The organism is Streptomyces pristinaespiralis (genome assembly GCF_001278075.1).
Lineage (GTDB): Bacteria > Actinomycetota > Actinomycetes > Streptomycetales > Streptomycetaceae > Streptomyces > Streptomyces pristinaespiralis.
The window spans coordinates 7,220,313-7,242,698 of record NZ_CP011340.1 but is presented as its reverse complement, the minus strand read 5'-3'; the positions used below and the strand labels follow the sequence as shown (position 1 = coordinate 7,242,698).

Annotated in this window: 22 protein-coding genes; 11 read left to right on the top strand and 11 right to left on the bottom strand. The window is 72.7% G+C overall.

From position 1 onward, the window contains the following. The first annotated feature begins 16 nt into the window (after positions 1-16). Positions 17-463, top strand: coding sequence for an Lrp/AsnC family transcriptional regulator (locus SPRI_RS31115; protein ID WP_005320291.1), 447 nt, complete (start codon positions 17-19; stop codon positions 461-463). Here SPRI_RS31115 and SPRI_RS31110 read toward each other — a convergent pair. Genes SPRI_RS31110 through SPRI_RS31100 form a run of 3 tightly spaced genes read right to left on the bottom strand, consistent with a single transcriptional unit; the run spans position 453 to position 5,365 of the window. Continuing rightward, the gene (locus tag SPRI_RS31110) at positions 453-3,533 is read right to left on the bottom strand and encodes an AAA family ATPase (protein ID WP_053557542.1); all 3,081 of its coding nucleotides are present in this window, start codon (positions 3,531-3,533) and stop codon (positions 453-455) included. The two genes, SPRI_RS31115 and SPRI_RS31110, sit on opposite strands and share 11 nt — an antisense overlap. Continuing rightward, positions 3,530-4,696: an exonuclease SbcCD subunit D gene (locus tag SPRI_RS31105; protein ID WP_005320287.1), complete on the bottom strand. Its 1,167-nt coding sequence runs from the start codon at positions 4,694-4,696 to the stop codon at positions 3,530-3,532. The genes SPRI_RS31110 and SPRI_RS31105 overlap by 4 nt, the downstream gene beginning before the upstream one ends. A gap of 42 nt (positions 4,697-4,738) precedes the next feature. Next, positions 4,739-5,365, bottom strand: a complete 627-nt coding sequence (locus SPRI_RS31100) for a YigZ family protein (protein WP_005320285.1) — start codon at positions 5,363-5,365, stop codon at positions 4,739-4,741. Between the two features lie 76 nt (positions 5,366-5,441). Here SPRI_RS31100 and SPRI_RS31095 point away from each other — a divergent pair, with 76 nt between their 5' ends. Then, positions 5,442-5,849 carry a CoA-binding protein gene (locus tag SPRI_RS31095; RefSeq protein ID WP_005320283.1) on the top strand — a complete coding sequence of 136 codons (408 nt, stop codon included), beginning with the start codon at positions 5,442-5,444 and terminating at the stop codon, positions 5,847-5,849. Between the two features lie 45 nt (positions 5,850-5,894). Here SPRI_RS31095 and SPRI_RS31090 read toward each other — a convergent pair whose 3' ends face one another. After that, positions 5,895-6,449, bottom strand: a complete 555-nt coding sequence (locus SPRI_RS31090) for a YbaK/EbsC family protein (RefSeq protein ID WP_005320281.1) — start codon at positions 6,447-6,449, stop codon at positions 5,895-5,897. A gap of 43 nt (positions 6,450-6,492) precedes the next feature. Beyond that, positions 6,493-7,065: a helix-turn-helix domain-containing protein gene (locus SPRI_RS31085; protein ID WP_037775321.1), complete on the bottom strand. Its 573-nt coding sequence runs from the start codon at positions 7,063-7,065 to the stop codon at positions 6,493-6,495. Positions 7,066-7,158: 93 nt separating this feature from the next. Between SPRI_RS31085 and SPRI_RS31080 the strand changes: the two genes are divergently transcribed. Continuing rightward, a complete protein-coding gene (locus SPRI_RS31080) occupies positions 7,159-8,025 on the top strand; it encodes a DMT family transporter (protein ID WP_053557541.1) in 867 nt (288 codons plus the stop codon). Here SPRI_RS31080 and SPRI_RS31075 read toward each other — a convergent pair whose 3' ends face one another. Continuing rightward, positions 8,026-8,862 carry an acyltransferase gene (locus tag SPRI_RS31075; RefSeq protein ID WP_078951378.1) on the bottom strand — a complete coding sequence of 279 codons (837 nt, stop codon included), beginning with the start codon at positions 8,860-8,862 and terminating at the stop codon, positions 8,026-8,028. A gap of 324 nt (positions 8,863-9,186) precedes the next feature. Between SPRI_RS31075 and SPRI_RS31070 the strand changes: the two genes are divergently transcribed. The 5 genes from SPRI_RS31070 (at position 9,187) to SPRI_RS31050 (ending at position 14,102) form a co-directional block, all read left to right on the top strand. Next, entirely contained in the window at positions 9,187-11,307 is a 2,121-nt protein-coding gene (locus SPRI_RS31070; protein WP_078951316.1) for an ATP-binding protein, read from the top strand. 111 nt (positions 11,308-11,418) lie between these two features. After that, the gene (locus tag SPRI_RS31065) at positions 11,419-11,835 is read left to right on the top strand and encodes a roadblock/LC7 domain-containing protein (RefSeq protein ID WP_005320275.1); all 417 of its coding nucleotides are present in this window, start codon (positions 11,419-11,421) and stop codon (positions 11,833-11,835) included. Further along, the gene (locus SPRI_RS31060; RefSeq protein ID WP_037775320.1) at positions 11,835-12,194 is read left to right on the top strand and encodes a DUF742 domain-containing protein; all 360 of its coding nucleotides are present in this window, start codon (positions 11,835-11,837) and stop codon (positions 12,192-12,194) included. Before SPRI_RS31065 ends, SPRI_RS31060 begins: the two co-directional genes overlap by 1 nt. Continuing rightward, entirely contained in the window at positions 12,175-12,810 is a 636-nt protein-coding gene (locus SPRI_RS31055) for a GTP-binding protein (protein WP_005320273.1), read from the top strand. Before SPRI_RS31060 ends, SPRI_RS31055 begins: the two co-directional genes overlap by 20 nt. Continuing rightward, on the top strand, positions 12,807-14,102 hold the full coding sequence (locus SPRI_RS31050; RefSeq protein ID WP_005320272.1) for a cytochrome P450: 1,296 nt from the start codon (positions 12,807-12,809) through the stop codon (positions 14,100-14,102). Before SPRI_RS31055 ends, SPRI_RS31050 begins: the two co-directional genes overlap by 4 nt. A 95-nt stretch (positions 14,103-14,197) precedes the next feature. On the opposite strand, the gene SPRI_RS31045 is transcribed toward SPRI_RS31050, so the two are convergent. After that, positions 14,198-15,163, bottom strand: coding sequence for an SMP-30/gluconolactonase/LRE family protein (locus tag SPRI_RS31045; protein WP_037775319.1), 966 nt, complete (start codon positions 15,161-15,163; stop codon positions 14,198-14,200). A 155-nt stretch (positions 15,164-15,318) separates the two neighbouring features. Next, positions 15,319-16,545: a cytochrome P450 gene (locus SPRI_RS31040; RefSeq protein WP_005320270.1), complete on the bottom strand. Its 1,227-nt coding sequence runs from the start codon at positions 16,543-16,545 to the stop codon at positions 15,319-15,321. Positions 16,546-16,735: 190 nt separating this feature from the next. Here SPRI_RS31040 and SPRI_RS31035 point away from each other — a divergent pair, with 190 nt between their 5' ends. Further along, complete coding sequence (locus SPRI_RS31035) at positions 16,736-17,266, top strand: gamma carbonic anhydrase family protein (protein ID WP_005320268.1); 531 nt, start codon at positions 16,736-16,738, stop codon at positions 17,264-17,266. Positions 17,267-17,391: 125 nt separating this feature from the next. On the opposite strand, the gene SPRI_RS31030 is transcribed toward SPRI_RS31035, so the two are convergent. Together SPRI_RS31030 and SPRI_RS31025 are read right to left on the bottom strand one after the other, a co-directional pair. Then, positions 17,392-18,048: a DedA family protein gene (locus tag SPRI_RS31030; protein ID WP_005320266.1), complete on the bottom strand. Its 657-nt coding sequence runs from the start codon at positions 18,046-18,048 to the stop codon at positions 17,392-17,394. Positions 18,049-18,207: 159 nt separating this feature from the next. Next, complete coding sequence (locus SPRI_RS31025; protein ID WP_005320265.1) at positions 18,208-18,660, bottom strand: DUF4442 domain-containing protein; 453 nt, start codon at positions 18,658-18,660, stop codon at positions 18,208-18,210. A 94-nt stretch (positions 18,661-18,754) separates the two neighbouring features. Between SPRI_RS31025 and SPRI_RS31020 the strand changes: the two genes are divergently transcribed. Then, a complete protein-coding gene (locus tag SPRI_RS31020; protein WP_005320263.1) occupies positions 18,755-19,786 on the top strand; it encodes a hypothetical protein in 1,032 nt (343 codons plus the stop codon). A 77-nt stretch (positions 19,787-19,863) separates the two neighbouring features. Further along, the gene (locus SPRI_RS31015; protein ID WP_050791606.1) at positions 19,864-21,177 is read left to right on the top strand and encodes an MFS transporter; all 1,314 of its coding nucleotides are present in this window, start codon (positions 19,864-19,866) and stop codon (positions 21,175-21,177) included. A gap of 341 nt (positions 21,178-21,518) precedes the next feature. On the opposite strand, the gene SPRI_RS31010 is transcribed toward SPRI_RS31015, so the two are convergent. Further along, on the bottom strand, positions 21,519-22,361 hold the full coding sequence (locus SPRI_RS31010; RefSeq protein ID WP_005320259.1) for a spermidine synthase: 843 nt from the start codon (positions 22,359-22,361) through the stop codon (positions 21,519-21,521). Between the last annotated feature and the right edge of the window lie 25 nt (positions 22,362-22,386).

Below are 22,386 nucleotides of genomic sequence, written 5' to 3'. Positions count from 1 at the left end.
CCTGTTGTGTGTCGCCATGACGGGATATTCACCGGACGCCACCGACTGGCGCATACTCGAGGCCCTTCAGACCCAGGGCCGGGCCACCTTCGCCGAGTTGGCGCGGGCCGTCTCGATGTCTTCGAGCGCCGTCACCGAGCGGGTGCGGAGGCTGGAGGAGGCGGGCGTCATCGAGGGGTACGCGGCGGTCGTGGACCAGGAGCGGATCGGGCTGCCGATCCTCGCCTTCGTGCGGCTGCGCTATCCGAACGGCAATTACAAGCCGTTCCACGACCTGCTGGACGCGACGCCCGAGATCCTCGAGGCCCACCATGTCACCGGCGACGACTGCTTCGTACTGAAGGTCGCCGCCCGCTCGATGAGCCACCTCGAGCAGGTCTCTGGCAAGATCGGCGCGCTGGGGTCCGTGACGACGAGCGTCGTCTACTCGTCGCCCCTGCGCCGCCGCCCGATCAGTCGCTGAGGGCGGCCTCCGTCCGCAGCCTCACGGCCGATCCGCTTCGGTCCTTGACGACCTCCAGTTGCGCGGGGATGCGCCGGCGCAGGTCGCCGACATGGCTGACGATGCCGACGCTGCGGTCCCGTTCGCGCAGCGAGTCGAGGACGTCGAGCACCTCGTCGAGGGTCTGGTCGTCGAGGCTGCCGAAGCCCTCGTCGATGAACAGGGTGTCGAGCCGCATGCCCCCGGCCTCGTCGGTGACCACGTCGGCGAGGCCGAGCGCGAGGGCGAGCGAGGCGAAGAACGTCTCGCCGCCGGAGAGGGTCGCCGTGTCGCGTTCCCTGCCGGTCCAGGCGTCGACCACGCGCAGTCCGAGGCCGGCCCGCTTCCCGCCGGTGCGGGCGTCGGAGTGGATCAGGGTGTACCGGCCGGAGGACATGCGCTGAAGCCGTACGGTGGCGGCGGCCGCGACCTGTTCCAGGCGGGCGGCGAGCACGTACGACTCGAGGCGCATCTTGCGTTCGTTGTCGGCGGAGGTGCCGGCGGTGAGGGCGGCGAGGCCGGCCACCATGTCGTACTCCTCGCGCAGCGGGCGCAACCCGAGGGTCTCGCCGGTGGCCTGCCGGGACAGCCGGTCGAGCTCGGCGCACCTCTGCCGTGCGGCGTCGAGCGCCGAGGCGGTGTCGCGCAGTGCGCGCTCGGCGGCCTCGTGTACTGCGCGGGCCGCGTCGGGCGTGGCGGGTGGCCGGTCCGCCGCGGCGCGTGCGTCGTCCTCCGCGAGCCGGTCGGCGACGGCGGCGGCCTCCGCCTGCCAGGCGTCGATCCGGTGCTGGATGTCGCGCTGTTCGGCGTCGGTCAGCAGTCGTGCCGCCGCGTCCGCGGGCGTGTCGAAGCCGGCGCGGAAGGCGGCGTCGGCGAGCCGGTCGTCGGCCTCCTTCAGCCGCAGGGCGGTGCTGTCGACGGCGCGGACGGCGTCCGCCGCGGCGGTCAGCAGAGCGGCCCGGCCCTCCAGTTGCGCGGCCCGCTCGGCGACGCTGCGGGCGCCGTCCCGTGCTCTGGACAGGTCGTCCTGGAGCTGGGCCAGCTCCTGGTCGAGGGTCTCCCGCCGGGAGGTGCGGGCGGCGCTGCGCCGTTCCGCCTCCTGCCGGGCGGTGACCCGCTTCTCGTACTCCCGCTCCGCGCGTTCGAGTGCCTCGCGGGCCCCGTGCGTTGTGGCCGCCAGGTCGCGTGCGCCGGCGTGCTCCCGCTCCAGTTCCTCCACGGCGCTGCGCAGTTCCGCGACCGCCGGGTCCTCGCCGGACCGGGGCACGGGGACGGTCACGCCGGGCCGGGAGTGCCCGGCGGACGTCGGCTCCGGGCCGCGGGCCCTGGCCGCCGCGGACGCGCGGGACTCGCCGAGCACGGCCAGCTCCCGCTCGGCGTCGTCCTTGGCCTTCTGCGCCTGTACGTACCGGTCGTACGCCGCGTCCTCGGCGGCACGGTCCACGTGCCCGGTGTCCGCACGGGCGGGCGCGGGGTGTTCCACGGAGCCGCATACGGCGCAGGCTTCGCCTGGGACGAGCGCCGAGGCCAGTTCCGTGGCGATGCCCTGGAGCCGGCGCTCCTTGAGGTCGAGCCAGGCCGCCTTGGCCTCGTTGGTGCGCTCGTGCAGGGTGCGGAGCCGTTCGGCGGTCCTGTCCGCGCGGGCGGCGAGGTCGTCGCGTTCCTGTGCGGCGCGCAGTCGTTCGCGGGCCGGTTCGAGCCTGCCCGCGAGGTGTTCGGCCCGGGTGGCGGCCTCCTGCGCGGCCGTGATCCGTTCCTGGTGGCCGCGGCGGACGCCGTCCCATTCGGCGAGCCAGTCCGCCGCCTCGGCGAGGATGTCGTCGTCGGCCCGGGCCTGCCGGTCGAGGTCCGCCAGCTCGCGCGTGATGTCCGAGGCGCGGGCCTCGGCCCTGCGGGCGGCTTCCAGGCCGCCGAGCTCCTGGCGCAGCGCCCGTTCGGCGCCGGTGAGCTGGTCCGCGCCCGCGTCGGCGAGTCCGACCGGGAGTGACGTCCTCGTCCGTTCGCGTCCGGCCTCGGCCGCGCGGTGTTCGCGCTCCGCGGCGTCGCGCACCCGCAGGGCCGGCTCGACGAGCGCGGCCTTGCGTGCCCGGTCCAGCCGGGCGCACCGGTTCTCGTACTCCGCGCGCCGGGACTCCAGTGCCTCGGAGCGGGCCAGCGCCTCCGCGTACCGCCGCTGGAGCCGGTCCAGTTCCTGCTCGCTCTCGAGGTCCCGGCGGGCGGCCGCCTGCCGGCTCTCGGCGGCGGCGAGGGCGTACTCGGCGATGTCGAGCCGCTCACGGGAGGCCGTGCGGGCCACCGCGGCCCACTGCAGGACGGCGTCGGCGAGGCCCGGGTCGCCGGGCTGCTGCTCCGGACGGGCCCACTCCGCGGCCGCCGGTCCGGCGGCCTGTTCGATCCGGTGGGCGACGGCGAGCAGCCGCTCGTCGCCGGCCCTCACCTGCTTCTCGGCGGCGCGCCGCAGCTCGGCGAGGTGGTCCTCGACGGCGGCGAACCGGCGTGTGTCGAAGAGCCTTCCGAGGAGTTTGCCGCGGGCTTCCGCGTCCGCTCGGAGAAAACGGGCGAAATCACCCTGCGGCAAGAGCACGACCTGGCAGAACTGCTCGCGGCTCATCCCGAGGAGCTGGGTGATCTCCTCACCGATCTCCTGGTGCGACTTGCTGAGCGGCCGCCACTCGCCGCTCGCCGTGTCGTACTCGCGCAGTGTGCTGTGCGCCCGCTCGGTGACGAACCCCTGGCCGCGCGCCTTGGGGCGGGGCTGTGCCGGGCGGCGGGTGACCTCCAGCCGCCGCCCGGCGACGGTCAGTTCGAGGCTGACCTCGGTCGGTGTGCCGGCCGGGGCGTGGTCGCTGCGCAGCGAGGTGCCCGGGCTCTGGCGCGCGCCGGGGACCGCACCGTACAGCGCGAAGCAGACGGCGTCGAGGACGGAGGTCTTGCCCGCTCCCGTCGGCCCGTGCAGGAGGAAGATCCCGGAGCTGGCCAGTGCGTCGAAGTCGACTTCCTGGGTGGCCCCGAACGGCCCGAACGCGGTGACGGCCAGTCTGTGCAGTCTCACCCGGCCACCTCGCGCACGCCGGCGTCGACCCGTACGTCCTCGAAGGCGGTGCGCAGCACGGTGCGCTCGCCGTCGTCGGGGCCGTTGCCGCCGCGTACATGGGCCACGAAGTCCTCCGCGATCTGCTGGTCGCTGCGCCCGCGCAGCCGCTGGGCGTACGAGGCGGACGCGTCCGAAGGCGCGCGGTCCGGCTCGAACACCAGGCTGAGGACGTGCGGGAAGCGCCGGGTGAGCCGTGCCATCGGATCCGCCGGGCGCACGGCGTCGGTGAGGGTCGCCTCCACGAACGACTCCTCGTGGCGGTCCAGCTCGGGACTCTCCAGCAGTTCCTCGATGGAGCCGCGCAGCCGGGCCAGGGGCCTTGGTACCGGGCACTCGATCCGCTCGGCGGTGACGGCTCCGGACGCGTCGAGATCGACGAGCCACATCGTCTTGCGGTGGTCGGTCTCGGAGAAGGAGTAGGCGAGCGGGGAGCCCGAGTAACGGATCCGCTCGGTGATCGTCTGGCAGCCGTGCAGGTGTCCGAGGGCCACGTAGTCCACGCCGCGGAAGACGCCGGCGGGGACGGCGCAGACACCGCCGACGGTGATGTCCCGCTCGCTGTCGCTCTCCTCGCCGCCCATGACGAAGGCGTGCGCGAGAACGACGGAGCGGGTGCCCTCCTCGCGGGTGGCGAGGTCGGCCCGTATCCGCTCCATCGCCGCGGCGAGCACACTCTCGTGGGCGGCCTTCTCCGTCCCGAACTCGGCCCTGACCAGTGACGGTTCGAGATAGGGCAGTCCGTAGCAGGCCACCGGGCCGTGTTCGTCGGCGAGCAGTACGGGGGTGCCGCAGCCCGCCGGGTCCGTGCGCAGATGTATGCCGGCCCGGTCGATGAGTCCTGCTCCGACGCCGAGGCGGCGTGCCGAGTCGTGATTCCCGGAGATCATCACCGTCGGGACGCCGGCGTCCGCCAGCCGGTGCAGCGCGTCGTCGAACAGCGCCACGGCGGCGAGCGGCGGGACGGCCCGGTCGTACACGTCTCCGGCCACCAGCACCGCGTCGACCTCGCGCTCGCGCACCGTCGCCACCAGGTGGTCGAGGAAGGCGGCTTGGGCGTCGAGCATGCTCACCCGGTGGAACGACCGGCCCAGGTGCCAGTCCGACGTGTGCAGGAGTCTCATGATCCGTGAGCGTATCGGTGGGGTCGGACAATGCGGGCGGCTTCACGCATCTCCGTACGCCTCGCCCCCGAGTTCCAGGCCGGCCGTGCCCGCCGTGACGTCCGCCAGCCAGGCGCGGAAGGCGTCGACGTCGGCGTCGGGCAGCCCGATCCCGATACGGACGGTGTCCGTGTAGGTGACGTCCCGCACCTGGCGTCCGGTCGCCCGGAGGTCGTTCTCCAGCTTCCCGGCCCGCTGGTGGTCGACGGTGACGGTGGCGAGCCGGAACCTCTTGCGGGTGACGGTGCCGAGGGCGTCCAGGGCCTCGCCGACGACTCCGCCGTACGCCCGGATCAGCCCGCCGGCGCCGAGCTTGACGCCGCCGTAGTACCGGGTGACGACGGCGGCCACGTAACGGATCTCCCGGCGCAACAGCATCTGGAGCATGGGGACCCCGGCCGTGCCGCCGGGCTCACCGTCGTCGCTCGCCTTCTGTACGGCCGCGTCGGCGCCGACGACATAGGCGAAGCAGTTGTGCGTGGCGGTCGGGTGCTCCCTGCGGATACGCGCGACGAAGGCCTGGGCCTCCTCCTCGGTGGCGGCCGGGGCGAGCGCGCAGATGAAGCGCGATCGGTTGATCTCGGTCTCGTGGACACCTTCGCGGGCGACCGTCCGGTACTGCTCCTGCATCCGGCCACCCTATGCGCCGTCCGGGGCGGCCTCGGCCACCGGGGAATCACGAGGCCCTCCCGCCCGTTCTCGTGGCATGTACGCAGACGCAGAGACGATCCGCAGAATCCTGACGGCCACCGGTGACACCTGGGCGGTGGTCGGCCTGTCCAACAACGAGGAGCGGGCGGCGTACGGCGTGGCCGACGTGCTCCGGCGCTACGGCAAGCGCATCGTGCCGGTGCACCCGAAGGCCGAGACGGTCCACGGCGAGAAGGGGTACGCGAGCCTGTCCGACATCCCCTTCCCGGTGGACGTCGTCGACGTCTTCGTGAACTCGGGCCTGGCCGGCGCGGTGGCCGACGAGGCCGTCGGGATCGGCGCGAAGGCGGTCTGGTTCCAGCTCGGCGTGATCGACGAGGAGGCGTACGCGCGCACCACGGCGGCCGGCCTGGACATGGTGATGGACCGGTGCCCCGCGATCGAGATCCCGCGGCTGGGCTGAGCCGCCCGCGCCCGGTCGGGGCGGGCGTCCCGGCCGGCCCCTCCGTCAGATGCCGAGGCCCTCGACGACCACGGCACCGGGCAGGGCGGCGAACGCCTTGCCCGGCAGGATCAGCTTGCCGCGCCTGCGGCCGCTGCCGACGAGGACCCATTCGGTGTCCACGACCGCCGGGTCCACGAGCAGCGGCCAGTCGGCGGGCAGCCCGATCGGGGTGATCCCGCCGTACTCCATGCCGCTCTCGCCGGTCGCGGTCTCCATCGCCGCGAACGACACCTTGCGGGCGCCCAGTTGTCTGCGGACGGCGCCGTTGACGTCCACCCGCGTACGGGACAGGACCAGGCATCCGGCGAGCGTCGTGGCGCCGCCCCGCTTCCCGGCGACGACGACGCAGTTCGCCGACTGCTCGAGCAGTTCGGGGCCGTAGTGCTCGACGAAGACGGCGGTGTCGGCGATCTCCGGGTCCGTGTCCACGTAGAGGAACTGCTCGGCCGGCACGTCGCCGCGCCAGGCACGCACGGCGGCCGCGACGGGCGCGACAAGGAGGTCGAGGCAGTCGGGTGCGGGGGTGGCATCGTCGAAGTTCCCGATGGGTGCGCGCATGCGCCGCACGGTAACACCGCCCGTACGGCGGCGATCGGGTGTCTCAGCGGACGGGCGGGACGGAGACGGCCATCAGGAGCTCGACGACCTCGGTGCCGTCGTTGCGGTAGGCGTGCGGGACGTTCGCCTCGAAGGTGGCGGAGGTGCCGGCGGGGACCGCGTGGGGCTCCCGGTCGACGACGAGGGTCAGTTTGCCGGCGGTGACGTGCAGCAGTTCCGTGGTCCCGTCGGGGTGCGGGTCGGAGGCGCTCTCGTCACCGGGCATCAGCCGCCACGACCACAGCTCCAGGGGTCCGCCGCGCTCGTTGCCGACGAGCAGTGTGGTGGAACTGCCGGTGGAGGTGGACCACATACGGACGGCCTGCTCCGGGGGAACGATGCGGACCTGGGCGCCCTGCTCGTAATCGAGGAGCGTGGTGATGCTGACGCCGAGGGCGTCGGCGAGTTTCACCGTCGTGCCGACGCTGGGATTGGTGCGCGCCTGCTCGATCTGGATGATCATCCCCCGGCTGACCCCGGAACGGGCGGCGAGAGCGTCCAGGGTGAAGCCCCGTTCGCCGCGCCAGTGCTTGAGGTTACGGGCGAGCGACTGGGTGAGCTGGTCGAGGTCCGACACATTCCGTCCAATATCCTGGATGACAGAGTTCAATAAATTGCACTACCGTGTGGTGCACCGAATCGTTCACCGCACTGTACTGCGAGGCATCGCATGACCGCACTCTTCGCCCTGGCCACCAGCCTCCTGTGGGGACTGGCCGACTTCGGCGGCGGCCTGCTCACGCGACGCACGCCCGCGCTCACCGTGGTCGTCGCCTCCCAGTCCGTCGCGGTGGTGGTCCTCGGCGCGATCGTCGTCGCGACCGGCGGCTTCGCCGAGGCCGGACCGCGCCTCTGGTACGCCGTGGCGGCCGGCGCGGTGGGACCGGTGGCGATGCTCTGCTTCTACAAGGCCCTCGCACTCGGCCCGATGGGTGTGGTGTCACCCCTCGGTTCACTCGGGGTCGCCGTCCCCGTCGGCATCGGACTCCTGCTGGGCGAGCGGCCCGGAGTACTCCAGTTCGCCGGCATCGCGGTGGCCGTGGCCGGCATCGTGCTCGCCGGCGGGCCCGAGCTGCGCGGCGCACCGGTGCAGCGCCAGGCGGTCCTGATGACGCTCGTCGCGGCCTTCGGGTTCGGCGCCGTGCTGGCCCTGATCGCGGAGGCGTCGACGACGCTCACCGGACTGTTCCTGGCGCTGTTCGTCCAGCGCGTGACCAACGTCGCCGTGGGCGGGGCCGCCCTGTGGGTGTCGGTCGGGCGCGGCGGCCGGGCCCTGCCGGAGGACGGCGGGCTGCGGACCGTCCTGCGCTCGCTGCCCGCGCTCGCGTTCGTCGGCCTCGCGGACGTGGCGGCCAACGGCACCTATTCGATCGCCGCGCAGACGGGGCCGGTCACGGTGGCCGCCGTCCTCGCGAATCTCTATCCGGTGGTGACGGTCTTCGCGGCGCTGCTGATCCTCAAGGAGCGGCTGCGCGCGGTGCAGGCCGCCGGCGCCGGGCTGGCACTGGTGGGCACGGTCCTGCTGGCGAGCGGCTGATCAGCGCCCTTCGAGCTCGGGCACGGCCCGGCCGGGCGCCGCCGCCTCCGGCGGCGTCCCGCTCCCGACGACCGCCCCGGGTCGGGCACCGGCCTGCGGCAGTTCCTTCTCCAGCTCGGCGAGCGCCCGCAACTGCTCCGGCGTGACGCCCTCCGGGATGGGCACCGGTGCGGGCGTGCGCAGCGGCGGCTGCCAGCCACCCGCTTCGTCCCACCGGCGTACGACGCGGGCGGGAGCGCCCGCCACCACCGAGTGGTCGGGCACCTCGCCCCGCACGACCGCGCCCGCCGCCACGACCACGTTGCGGCCCAGGCGGGCGCCGGGAAGGATCACCGCGCCCGTCCCCAGCCAGCAGCCGGGACCGATCGAGACGGGATCGGTGCGGGGCCACTGCTTGCCGACCGGCTCGTGCGGGTCGTCGTAGCTGTGGTTCGTCGAGGTGATGTAGACGTACGGACCGCAGTACGTGTCGGAGCCGATGGTCACCCGGGTGTCGGCGATGACGTGACTGCCGCGCCCCAGGACCACACCGTCCCCCAGGGTCAGGATGGGATCCGGGCCGAGATCCAGGCCCGGCATCATCCCGGCGGTCAGGGTCACCTGCTCGGCGATGATGCAGTGCTCGCCCAGCTCGATCCACGGCTCACCGAAGACGGTCCCCTGCGGGAAGGCGAGCCGGGTGCCGGCACCGATCCGCCGGAAGCTGAGCCGTCCGGGACGGTCGCCCGTGACGGCGCCCGCCTCCTGCACCCACTGCCAGCCGCGGTGGACCGCGCGTGCGAGTCCACGGCGCCACCAGACGGCGGGCGATGAGAACGTGTTTCTGTTCTTCGGCACCCGCCCACGGTAGTCGGCCGCGCCCGGCACCACGGGCGTGACGTGTTGTGATGTTCGCCCCAAGGGCCATCCGCCGCCCGCCGTTTACCACGGGAAGCGGCTCCCGCAGGCGGCTTCGCGCGCAACTCCACCGTTCGTGGGCAGTGCGCGCACTCCGGGGTCCACGGCCTCGCCCCTGGCTAGCATGAGCACCGCACGCTTTCGGAGGATCACTGTCGGTGATCGGCGTCAACACGTCGCCCGTGGCAGGCGATCGGGCCGATGCGCCGGCCGGCCGTCTGGTCCCACAGCTCTTCCCGCACTCGAGCAGCGAGGGATCGCGGAATGTCAGTGGCCCCCACCCCGCACCGGACACCTACGTCACGGCGCTCCCCCTTGTCCCTGCCGCTGACCGCGCTGCTGGCGGCCGCCGCGGCCGGCGGAGCGGTGATCGTGGCGGCCCCCGCCCCCGCCCGCGCATGGGTGGCCGCCACCGTCTGCGTCGCCTGGCTGGGCGTCGCGTACACCGCCGGCGCCGCGACGGTGACGCTGCGCCGACGCCGGGGCGTGAGGGACGCCGCGAGCGGCGAACTGCGTACGCTCCAGGCCCGGTCGGCACAGCTCGCGGCCGAGTCGGCGCACCTGCTCGACGTCGTCGTCCCCTCCGTCGTCAGGCGCCTGCGCGACGGCGCCACCGTCGAGGACACCCTGACCGGCACGCCGCGCCCGAAGGACGACCGGTTGCGGCGCGTGCTGGAGGCGTTCGCCACCGAGGTCGGCGCCGCGGAGCACCGCGCACAGGCGTCCGCGGCCGACTGTGCGCGGGCGGTGCGGCAGTTGGCGCTGGCCGCGGACGCGATCGACCGGATGACGACGGTCGCCCTGCCCGCCGCCGTGGCGCATCTGCGCACAGGCGCGTCGGCCGAGACGGTGATGGCGGGCCTGGACCGGCCCGCGGACGCCCGGCTGCGGGTGCTGCTCGAGACGACCGTGCGGGAGCTCGCCCTCAGCGAGCGACGCGCCGCGGCAGCGCAGGGCGCGAGCGCGAAGGCGCTGAGCCGGGTGCAGGCGAAGGCCGTGACCATGCTCGCCGACCTGCGCGAAATGCAGGACCGGCACGGCGAGGAGGTCTTCGGTGACCTGCTGAAGCTCGACCACAACGTCTCCCAGCTCGGACTCCTGACCGACCGGCTGGCGCTCCTCATGGGCGGCCGGGCCAGTCGCGCCTGGAACCGACCGATCTCCATGGAATCCGTCCTGCGCGGCGCGGTCGGGCGCATCGCCGCCTACCAGCGGGTGCGGCTGCACTCCTCCAGCACGGCCGCCGTCGCCGGCTTCGCCGCCGAGGGCGTGATGCACCTGCTGGCCGAACTGATGGACAACGCGGCGAACTTCTCCCCGCCGGTCGACGAGGTCCATGTCTACGTCGAGGAGCGGACGGCCGGCCTGGTCGTCACCATCGAGGACTGCGGTCTGCGGATGTCCGACGCGGCGATGCGCCGCGCGGAGGAGGCGGTGGCCGGCAGGGTCACCGACCTCGCCACCCTCCAGGGCACCCGGCTCGGCCTGGCCGTGGTCGGCAGACTGGCCGTGAAGTACCGCATGAGCGTCAGCTTCCGGCCGTCGTCGCGCGGCGGTACGGGTGTGGTGGTACTGCTGCCGCCCCAACTGCTGGCCCAGCCGCGCAACGGCCTGCCGGAACAGGCGTCGACCGGGCATGTGACCCCGGCCCACGGCATCACGGTCCCCCTGCCCGACGCCCGCACGACGTCCGGGGTGGGCACGGCGGGGACGCCACCGTGGGAGGGCGCGGCGGCCGGAACCACGTCCTGGGACGACACGGCAGCCGGGGTCGGCGGAGCCGCCGCGACCTGGGGCGACACGACCGCCGAGGCGGGCACGGCCGGAACCACCTCGTGGGAGAACACGACAGCAACCACCGCAGCCGGACCCGGCACGGGCGGAACCACGTCGGCCGCGGGCACCGCCGGGACCATGTCGGCCGCCGACGTGGGCGCGGTCGACGCGAGCTCCTGGGACGGCACGACTGCGACCACCACGGCCGGGGCCGGGACCATGTCGGCCGCCGACGCGGGCACGGCCGGTACGACCTCGTGGGACGGCACGGCGGCGACCACCGCCCCCGGATCCGCCGGCCCCGTGCCCGGCACCCCGCGTGGTGTGCGGCGGGTGGCGACGACCGGTGGGCTGCCGGTGCGGCCGGCCGGCCGCACGATGGCGGCCGCGGACCGCGGTCGTGAGGCAGGGGCGCCGCCGTCGGAGGGCCACGCCGCGCCCGGCCGGGACGCGGGCACGCAATTCGACGCGTTCCACCGCTCCCGCCGTCCCCTGGGCTCCGGGTCCGCCGCCGCGGAAGCAGGCCCGCCCGCCTCGTCCGAGGCGCCGGCGCATACGGATCCGCACCCCGGTCCCTCCGCAGAGGCGTCAGGGACGGCCCGGCCGTAGCCGGGCGCGGCACACCGCCGCGTCAGCCCGTCCCGTCCCCATCCCGTACCCCGGAACCGACAGGAGGCACAGGCCGGCACCCGGTTCACCGGACGCCGTCCCACCCCCATCATGCAGACGACCGACAACAGCCTCACCTGGCTCCTGGAAGGCCTGCTGGAGCGCACTCCCGGCACCCGGCACGCCCTCGTTCTCTCCCGCGACGGGCTGAAGCTGTGCTGGACGCGGCACCTCATCCGTGACCAGGCCGATCAGCTGGCCGCGATCTGCTCCGGCATCCAGGCCCTCGCCCAGGGCGCCTCGATCGAGTTCGGCAGCGGCACCGGCGGCGTCCGGCACTCGATGACCGAGTTCCACGGTGGGCTGCTGTTCATCGTCGAGGCGGGCTCCGGCGCGCATCTCGCGGTCGTCGCGGGGGAAGGCGCCGACCCGGGCACGGTCGGCCACCGGATGACCGAACTGGTCGAGCAGATCGGCGGCCATCTGCGGGCAGCGCCCCGGCTCCCGGCCCAGGAGAGTCCGCGCTGATGACAAGGCGTCCCGTCGACACGGGCGATCCGGAACGGCTGTACACCGTCACCGGCGGGCGCTGCCGTGCCGACGACGACTCGCTCGACCTGGTCACGTTGATCGTCACCGAGTGCGAACCGTCGCACGGCATGCAGTCGGAGCACGTGCGGATCCTCGAACTCTGCCGTGCCCCTACGGCGGTCGTGGAGATCTCGGCCGAACTGCGGCTGCCCGTGACGGTCGTACGGATCCTCCTGTGCGACCTGCTCGTCACGGGCCGCGTCACCGCCCGCCATCCGCCGGTCGGCCGCTTCCGGGGCTCGCTGCCGGACACCGACCTCTTGAAGGAGGTGCTCGATGGACTCCGCAACCTCTGAGCTTTCCGGAACCTCTGAGCTTTCCGGCCGCACGCCGCTCGGCAGGGATTCGGAGAACGGCCTCAAGATCGTGATCGTGGGCGGCTTCGGGGTCGGCAAGACGACGCTCGTCCGTTCCGTGAGCGAGATCCGCCCGCTGAACACGGAGGAGGTGATGACACAGGCCGGCGTCGGCATCGACGAGACCGGGGGCGTGGCGACGACGAAGACCACCACCACCGTGGCCTTCGACTTCGGCCGGATCAGCCTCAACGACCGTATGGTCCTGTATCTGTTCGGCGCACCCGGACAGGAGCGCTTCTGGTTCCTGTGGGACAGGCTGTTCGCCGGCACGCTCGGCGCGGTCGTCCTCGTCGACACCCGGCGCATGAGCGACTCCTGGTACGCCATCGACCGCCTCGAGCACCGCGGGACGCCGTTCGTCGTCGCCGTCAACCGGTTCGACGACGACCCGTCCGTCTTCTCCCTCACCGAGATCCGCCAGGCCCTGGCGCTCGACCCGCACGTCCCGCTGGTCGAGTGCGACGCGCGGATCCGCTCGTCCGGCAAGCACGTCCTGCTCAGCCTCGCCGACCATCTCCGCGAACTGGCCACGGCCCGGGAGACGACACCATGAACGACCCGATCGGCACCGCGGCACACGTGCCGCACCCGCCCGGCTGCCCCGCCCACGAGGAGGCGGTCCGGCTCAGCGGCCCCGAGTACCGGCAGAGCCCCTCGGAGCTGTACCGCTCCCTGCGCGGCCGGTACGGCTCCGTCGCGCCGGTCCTGCTGGACGCGGACATTCCGGCGTGGCTGGTCCTCGGCTACACCGAGGTCACGTACGTCACCGCACACGACGAGCTCTTCGCCCGCGACTCGCGGCGCTGGAACCAGTGGGGAGCCGTTCCCCCCGACTGGCCGCTGCTGCCGTTCGTCGGGCATCAGCCGTCCGTGCTCTTCACCGAGGGAGCGGAGCACCAGCGGCGTGCCCGTGTCGTCACGGAGGCGCTCGAGGCCGTCGACCAGTTCGAACTCGCCCACTGGTGCCGTGAGATCGCCGAACAACTGATCAACGCCTTCGCCGGCAGCGGTCGGGCGGAGCTGATGACGGCCTACGCGCACGCGCTTCCGATGCGCGCCGCCGTGCGGATGTGCGGGATGCCGGCCCACGGGGCGGACACCGAGGGCCTTGTGCGGGACCTGCGGATCTCGCTGGACGCGGCGGGGAACGACGCACCGGTCGCCGCGTACGTCCGGGTCCAGGAGCGCATCCAGCGGCTGGTCGAGGACAAGCGCGGCGCGCCGGGTCCCGACGTCACCTCCCGGATGCTGGCGCACCCGGCCGCGCTGACGGACGAGGAGGCCGTGCAGGACCTGATCGTGGTCATGGCCGCGACCCAGCAGCCGACGGCCAACTGGATCTGCAACACGCTGCGGCTGCTGCTGACGGACGACCGCTTCGCGCTGAACGTGTCGGGCGGCCGGCTCAGTGTGGGCCAGGCGCTCAACGAGGTGCTGTGGCTCGACACCCCGACCCAGAACGTCATCGGCCGCTGGGCGGTGCGCGACACCACGCTCGGCGGCCGCCGGATCCGAGCCGGCGACTGTCTGATGCTGGGGCTCGCGGCCGCCAACACCGATCCGCGGATCTGGCCGGAGGGACACATCAGCGCCGAGAACTCGGCGCACCTGTCCTTCGGCAACGGCGAGCACCGGTGCCCGTATCCGGCACCGCTGCTCGCCGATGTGATCGCCCGTACCGCGGTGGAGACACTGCTGGAGCGGCTGCCGGACGTGGTCCTCGCCGTGGACCCCGACGAACTGACCTGGCGTCCGTCGGTCTGGATGCGGGGACTGACCTCGCTGCCGGTGAGCTTCACACCGGTCGTGGACCTCGGGGAGTACCGGAACGGCTCTCCGCGATAGGGGCGGTCCGCCGAGCGGCCGCGGTGGCGGCCCGCTCCCCGCTCCTCATCGGCTGGGCCCGGCCCGCTCACCGCACGCCTGTATGAAGGGCGTTGTCAGCCGGCGTGGTTCTCCGGATCCAGCCACGGCCTGCGCCCCGGTCCGGTGGGGTGCGTGCCCGCGACGCCCATGACCACCGAGTAGAGGCTCGTCTCCGCGGTGATGAAGAGACGGTTGCGCTTGGCTCCGCCCCAGGCGATGTTGGCGACCGCCTCGGGGACGTGGAGCCGCCCGATCAGGGTGCCGTCGGGGTCGTAGCAGTGCACTCCGTCGTCCATCGCCGCCGCCCAGAGCCGGCCGGCGTCGTCGAAGCGGAGGTTGTCGAATCGGGCCTTCGGCCTGGCCCCGGCCTCGGCGAAGATCTTGCCGCCCGACAGGGTGCCGTCATCGCGCACGTCGAAGACCCGGATGCAGCCGGCCCGGGTGTCGGAGACGAACAGTTGCCGCTCGTCGGCCGAGAAGACGAGGCCGTTCGGGGCGCCGAAGCAGTCGGCGACCAGCCGCACTTCGCCGGTGTCGGGATCGATGCGGTAGACGTTGTTGGAGCCGATCTCGCTGTGGGCGCGGTAGCCCTCGTAGTCGCTGGTGATGCCGAAGTCCGGGTCGGAGAACCAGATCGAGCCGTCCGATTTCACCGCCGCGTCGTTCGGGCTGTTCAGGCGCTTTCCCTGCCAGCGGTCCGCCAGCACCGTGACCCTGCCGTCGTGTTCGGTCCGTGTCACCCGGCGGTTGCCCTGCTCGCAGGTGACGAGTCGGCCCTGCCGGTCGAGGGTGTTCCCGTTGGTGTGCCCGGCGGTGCGGCGGAAGACGCTCACGGCGCCCGTCTCCTCGTCCCAGCGCAGCATCCGGTCGTTGGGGATGTCGCTCCAGACCACCTGCCGCCAGGCGGGCAGATAGATCGGTCCCTCCGCCCAGCGGCAGCCGGTGTACAGGACCTCCAGGCCGTCGTCGCCGTTCATGCAACGGCCGGTCCGGAACCGGTCGTCGAACATCTCGTACAGCGCGGCGCGCTCACTGGTCATACGACACTCCCCTCCAAGCGCTGAATGTTATTCAGCATATGACGAAGATTGCATGACCTCGTATGGCCACCGCAAGGTGGATCCGAACGGAGAGTCGTGGATCACACCCGCCCACGGGGGCCGTACCCCGCGGTGCCCTCCGGTGCTCCGTCGGTTCAGCCGCCAGCTGGTGTGAAGCGCACGGGCAGCGACCTCGGTCCACGGGTGAACACGCCCTGTTCACGGGGGACGAAGCCGTCGGCGAGCCGCAGGTCCGGCATGGCGTCCAGCAGTTGGCCGACCCCGGTTCGGACCTCCGCCCTGGCGAGCAGCGCGCCCACACAGAAGTGCCGCCCGAGCGCGAAGGCCAGATGGTCGGCGGCCGCGGAGAACGCGGTCGTCGCGGTGAGGTCGTCGCGGAAGATGTCGAAGCGGTCGGGGTCGCGGTACCGCTCCTCGTCGCGGTTGGCCGCGCCGATCAGGCAGGTCACCGTGGCACCCGCCGGAATGGTGCCGCCGCTGACGGTGACCTCCGCGGCGGTCTGCCGCATGATCATGTGAACGGGGGGCGTGAAGCGCAGCGTCTCGGCGAGGGCACGGTCGATCAGGCTGCGGTCCTCGCGTACCGCGGCCATCTGGTCCGGGTGGACCAGCAGGTTGGCGAACATGCCGGCGATGGCCTTGTCGGTGGTCTCGCCGCCCGCCGCGAGCAGCAGGCTGCAGAACGCCTTGATGTCCTCGTCGCTCATCCGCACGCCGTCCACCTCCGCCGCGCAGAGCGTGGAAAGCAGGTCCTCGCCCAGGTTCTCGCGCCGCTCCTGGATGATCGGGATCATGTACTCGGTGAATTCGACGCGGGTCCGCTCACCGGCGGCGGCCACGTCGGGATCCCTGGCGAGGTTGCCGAAGTAGGCGACGACGGAGGTGTACCAGCCGTGGAAGCGGTCGTGGTCCGCCTTGTCCAGACCCAGCATGTCGGCGATGACGTTGACGGGGAACCGGGTGGCGAAGGAGTCGACGAGATCCACCTCGCCCTTGTGCCGGAACGCGTCGATCAGTTCACGGGAGTTGCTCTCGATGACCGGCAGGAACTTGTCCCTGAGGTCGCTGCCCCGGAAGGCGGGAGCGACGAGCGCCCTGCGCACGGCGTGCTCACGCCCGCTGAGCTGCACGATCGTCCTGCCGTGGACAGGCTCGAGCTGCCAGTCGTAGTTCTCGGTGGTGAACACCGACTCCTTGTCCTTGAAGGCGCGCTCGACGTCCTCGTAGCGCGAGAGCAGATAACTGCCGGTGGGTTCGTGCCAGAGAAGCGGGGCGTGCTCGCGCATCGACCGGTAGGCGGGATACGGGTCGGCGGCGAACTCGGGCGACAGGATGTCCGGGATGTGCTGTGCGGTGGCCATCGGGCTCCCTCGTCAGCAACGGGCGATGTCCGTCAAGTTATTGAGCCGCCGACAAGGACGACAGACGGCAGGCGGCGCTCACGGGTGCGCGCCCGGGAGCGGACCCGCGCCCCCTGCCGCATGTCGCGGGATCCGGGGGCTTACGGTGCAGGTAGGCGCGGGACACCCGGTGAAGCACGAGGGAGCAGGCATGACGGAGCGGGCATTGGTTGCGGGCGTGGGCGGCAAGGAGCCCGCGATCGACCCGGAGGCGTTCGCGGCGCCGACGTCGGTGGTGATGGGTGACGTGTCCGTCGCCGCGGGGGCGAGCGTCTGGTACCAGACGGTGCTGCGCGCCGACTGCGGGCCGATCACGATCGGCGCCGGGAGCAACATCCAGGACAACTGCACGGTCCACAGCGACCCCGGCTTCCCCGTCACCGTGGGCGAACGTGTCTCGGTCGGCCACAACGCGATCCTGCACGGCTGCACGGTGGAGGACGACGTGCTCGTCGGTATGGGGGCCACGGTCCTCAACGGGGCGCACATCGGCACCGGTTCACTGATCGCGGCACAGGCCCTCGTACCGCAGGGGATGCGGGTACCGCCCGGCTCCCTGGTGGCGGGAGTGCCCGCGAAGGTGCGGCGCGAGCTGACGCAGGAGGAGCAGGACGGCATCAAGCTCAACGCGGCGGTCTATCTGGACCTGGCGGCCCAGCACCGGGACGCGCACAAGGACTGAGGGTCCGGGCCGGGAGCCCGGCGCGCCGGGACGAGGGCCTGCTCACCGGGCCCGCCCCGGCGGGCCGGCGCACCACGCCGGGCCGGCGAACGGCCCGGGCTCGGGCGTCCGCCGCGGGTGGCGGGTCAGTCGGCGACGGGGACGGGCTCCGGCTCGGGCGCCAAGGTCGTCGGCTGCTGCGCCGCCTTCTTCGCCCGGCTCTTGAGCACCAGCATCGACGTGACGCCGACCGCCACCGCGAGGACGAGCCCCAGCCAGGAGAAGCGCTTGAGCCAGGCCTCGGCCACGACACCGACCGAGTAGACGACGGCCGTCGTGCCGCCCGCCCAGAGGATGCCGCCGAAGACGTTGGCGATCAGGAACTTCCAGTACGGCATCCGCAGCACACCGGCGAGCGGCCCGGCGAAGATCCTCAGCAGGGCGACGAAGCGGCCGAAGAAGACGGCCCACATGCCCCACTTCTCGAAGGACCGCTCGGCCATCGCGATCTGGGCCTCCCCGAAGTGCTTGGGGAACTTCCCGCCGAGCCAGGCCAGCAGCGGTCGGCCGCCCTTGCGGCCGATGGCGTACCCGATCGAGTCGCCGATGATGGCGCCCGCGGTCGCGCAGGCACCGAGGATGTAGGGATCGATGTCTCCGTGCTGGGAGGCGAGGAGCGCCGAGCTGACGAGGACGATCTCTCCGGGGAGCGGGATACCGAGGCTCTCGAGCCCGATCACCACTCCCACCAGGAGATAGATGCTGACCGCCGGGACAGTCTCGAGCCATTCCTGGACGTGCACGCCGTTCCTCCCGGTACCACCGGGCCCGCTCGCCCGACGCGCGCCCCGCCGGCGCACGCCGGGCAGCCTACCTGGTCGCACGGGTGCGTCCCGGCGCGCGAAAGGCCGCCCGGTCACCTGGGGGGTGCCGGGCGGCCCGGTGCGGTGCGGTGGCCGCGCTCAGCTGTTGGGGCGCAAGGTCCAGATGATGTGCATCTCGCCGGTCACGGCGCCGTCGGCGCGCTGGATGGCGACCGTGACGGGGAACTCGGGGCGCTGCCCCGCGTCCAGCTCCTCGACGACGTCGGCGACGGGGCGGCCGAGCGTCGCGGTCGCCGTGAGGACGCCCTTGGCGAGCTTCTTGTAGCTGGTCTCCGCCTTCACCGGGAGCGGCACGGAGCGGCTCAGCTGATCGCCGAACGCGGCCAGGACGACGGCGCCGCTCGCCGACTCGGCGAGGGTGAACATCGCACCGGCGTGCGGCCCGCCGACGTGGTTGTGGTACTCGGGCTGGTCCGGCAGCCGGAGTACGGCTCGCTCCGCCGTCGTCTCCAGGTACTCGAGGTTGAGGGTCCTGACCATGGGGACGGTGGCGGCGAGCAGTTCGCCGATGGACATCTGGTCTGCGCTCATGCCCGGATGTTACCCGCGAGTAGATGCGCTTGGCCATCCCCCCGCGGGGCCCGGACGTAGAAGAGGCCCGCCCGCACCTCTATGGTTACTGGCCATGTGGCCAGGACAGCAGCCGCCCGGGGGCGAGCAGAACCCGCAGGACCAGAATCCGTACCAGCAGCCGGGGTACCAGCAGCCGAATCCGTACCAGCAGCCGGGATACCAGCAGCAGGGGTACCAGCAGCCCAACCCGTACCAGCAGCCGACCGTGCCGCAGTACGCCGTGCCCGGCCAGACGCCGGGAGCGCCGCAGCCGGCCGGGGACGACAAGAAGAAGACGACGATCATCGCGATCGTGGCGGCCACGGCGGTGGTCGCGACCGCCGTCGTGACCGGCATCGTCGTGCTGCCGGACGACGAGAAGCAGTCGGGCAAGGGCGGTGACGTCGCCGCCTCGAAGCCGGCCGACCCGAACGCCTCGGACAAGCCGAAGGGCTCCGACGAACCGGCCCCGTCGCCGACGGGCAACCCGCGCGGCGGTGAGGCCGAGCCCACCATCGCCGGCTGGAAGGTCGTCACCAACCCCAAGCACGGCACCCAGTTCGACGTGCCCGCGGAGTGGGAGGTGGCGAGCTCCGGCATGGCCACCGGCTTCGAGGACGAGAAGAAGGGCGACGGCTCTCTCGCCGTTGTCATGTCGGCCCCGGCTCACTACAAGAGCAAGTGGTGCCTCATCGACTCCGACAAGGACGGCAGCGAAGAGGACTACGGGATGGCCAGCACCGGCACCAAGGGCGGAAAGGGCGCCAAGAGCACGGCGGAAGCCGCCTACAACGAGGCCGGCAACTGGGTCTGGGCCGCCTTCGCCCAGACGGAGCCGAAGGGAACCGTCAAGATCACCAAGGCCGTGGACTACACGACGAAGTCGGGCCTCAAGGGCAGTCTCTCCACCGCCACGGCCAAGGGCGTGAAGAAGGACAACAAGTGCGAGACCGACGGTAAGTCGATCGCGTTCAGCTTCAAGAACACCAAGGGTGACTTCGCCAGCTGGGTGCTGTACTCCAACACGGGCGTGCCGGACGAGGTCCCCGACGCCACGATCCAGCAAATCCTCAGCACCGTACGGCTGGCCGGCAGCTCGGGCTGAGCCGCCCACCGCCGTCCGCGGACAGCGACACGACATGTCGTTTGGCAAGTCCGGGCGGCAGCAGGGATAGTCCTCCGGTGACATCTCCCGCTGCCGCGCCACGCCGCGCATCGCGCCGCCCCGAGTGGGCGGGCCGCAACTACACACTGCTGACCGCCGCCGCGATCATCACCAACCTGGGAAGCCATGGTGCGCTGATCGCGGCGGCGTTCGCCGTGCTGCAGGCGGGCGGCGACGGCGGGGACGTCGGTCTGGTGGCGGCCGCCCGCACGCTCCCGCTGGTGCTGTTCCTGCTCATCGGCGGCGCGATCGCCGACCGGCTGCCGAGGCACCGGGTGATGGTCGCCGCCAACGCCCTCAACTGCGTCTCGCAGGCGCTGTTCGCCGTCGTCGTGCTGTCCGGCGAACCGCAGCTGTGGCAGATGATGCTGCTGACCGCGCTGTGCGGCACCGGCCAGGCGTTCTTCAACCCCGCCGCCGAGGGCATGCTGATGTCCAGCGTCAGCGGGGAGCAGGCGAGCCGGGCCTTCGCCCTGTTCCGGATGGCCATGCACGGTGCGGCCATCGGCGGCGCCGCGCTCGGCGGAGCGATGATCGCCGCGATCGGACCGGGCTGGGTCCTCGCCGTGGACGCTGCGGCCTTCGCCGTCGCGGGCGCGCTGCGTGCGTTCCTCGACGTGAGCCACATCAGGCCGCGGGAAGCGGGCGGCGGACTGCTCGCCGACCTGCGCGACGGCTGGAAGGAGTTCGTCGCCCGGCCGTGGCTGTGGGCGATCGTGGCCCAGTTCTCGGTGGTCGTGGCCGTGGTGGGAGCGGCCGAGTCCGTCTACGGGCCGCTGGTCGCCAGGGACGAACTCGGCGGCGCGGCGCCCTGGGGAGTGGCGCTCGCGGCGTTCGGCGTGGGCACGCTCGGCGGAGCGCTGCTGATGATGCGGTGGAAACCGCGCCGGCTGCTGCTCGCCGGAACGCTGTGCGTCTTCCCGCTGGCGGCCCCGTCCGCGGCCCTCGCGGTGCCCCTCCAGGTGGAGGGCCTCGCGGTGGTGATGTTCGTCAGCGGCGTGGCCATCGAGGTGTTCGGTGTGGCCTGGATGACGGCGCTGCACCAGGAGATCCCCGAGGACATGCTCTCGCGTGTCTCCGCCTACGACTGGTTCGGCTCGGTCGCGATGCTCCCGCTCGCCACGGCCCTCGCCGGCCCGGCGGAGTCCCTGTTCGGACGGCGGGCGTCCCTGCTGGGGTGCGCGGCGCTGGTGGTGGTCGTGACCGCGGCGGTGCTGTGCGTTCCTGACGTACGGAACCTGAAGCGGCGCGGGGCGACGGTCGCGACGGGCGGTCCGCCGGCGCCTGCGGCTGCGCCGACGCTGTCGAAGGAAGCGGCGCCGCAGGCATAGGGGGGCGGGCGCGTGACGCCTGCGGCGGGCTGTTCCCCTACCCGCCCCTTCCCGAACCGGGCTCCGCCCGGGCCCGTACCCCCTGCGGGCGGCGTACCGCGCTTCGCGCGGTGCCCTCAAGCTCCCCCTACGGCCTGGCGGCCGTGGGAGGTGCCCCAGGCAGGCTTGATTTCGCTGCGCGAAATCAAGCCGCGCCGGCAACTTCAGCCCCGCCGGCGTTTGAGGCGCGGGGGCCCGGGGGCAGAGCCCCCGAAACACCGCGCGGAGCGCGGTGCCGGGTCCGGGCGGAGCCCGGTTTCGGGAAGGGGCGGGGTGGGGAAAACGCCCCGCGCAGCGGACCGTCACCCCACCGTGAACGCTCCGTCCGGCGGCTGTGGCGACCGCACCGCCTTCGTGTCGTCCACCGGCCCCGCGCCGCCCCGCAGCCGCGTCAGCGCCGCCCCCTGCTCGACCCGTGCCGGGAACGCGTCGGACGCCGTCCGCCGCGCCAGCGGCCCCGTGTCGATCGGCGACTGCGAGGCGAGCAGCACCGCGTTGCCGAAGCGGCGCCCCCGCAGCACCGAGGGTTCCGCGATGAGGACGAGTTCGGCGAAGACCTCCGCGAAGGTCGCGAGTTGGGAGCGGAGGAAGGTGAACGGCGCGCCGTCGGCGAGGTTGGCGGCGTAGACGCCGCCCGGCCGGAGCACCCGTTCCGCGGCCCTCGCGTACTCGACCGTGGTCAGGTGCGCCGGGACCCGTGACCCGCCGAAGACGTCCGCGACCACCATGTCCACGGAGTCCGCCGCCTCCTCGGTCCAGGTGCGCGCGTCGGCACGGTGGACGGTGACGCCGGACCCGTCCGGCAGCGGCAGATGCTCGGCGACCAGGTCGACGAGCCCGGCGTCGTACTCGACCACGTCCTGACGGGAGCCTGGCCTGGTGGCGGCGATGTAGCGCGGCAGCGTGAGGGCGCCGCCGCCGAGGTGCAGCACACAGAGCGGCGTGCCCTCGTCGGCCGCGCAGTCGACGACGTGGGCGAGCCGGCGCAGGTACTCGAACTCGAGGTGCGTGGGATCGTCCAGGTCGACGTACGACTGCGGGGCGCCGTCGACGGTCAGCAGCCAGGCCCGCTCGTGGTCCACGTCGGGCATGAGCTTGGCGGTGCCGCCGTCGACGGCGCGCAGGACGGGGATCGGCTCGTTCACCGGGCCATTCTCCCCGTCCCGCGCC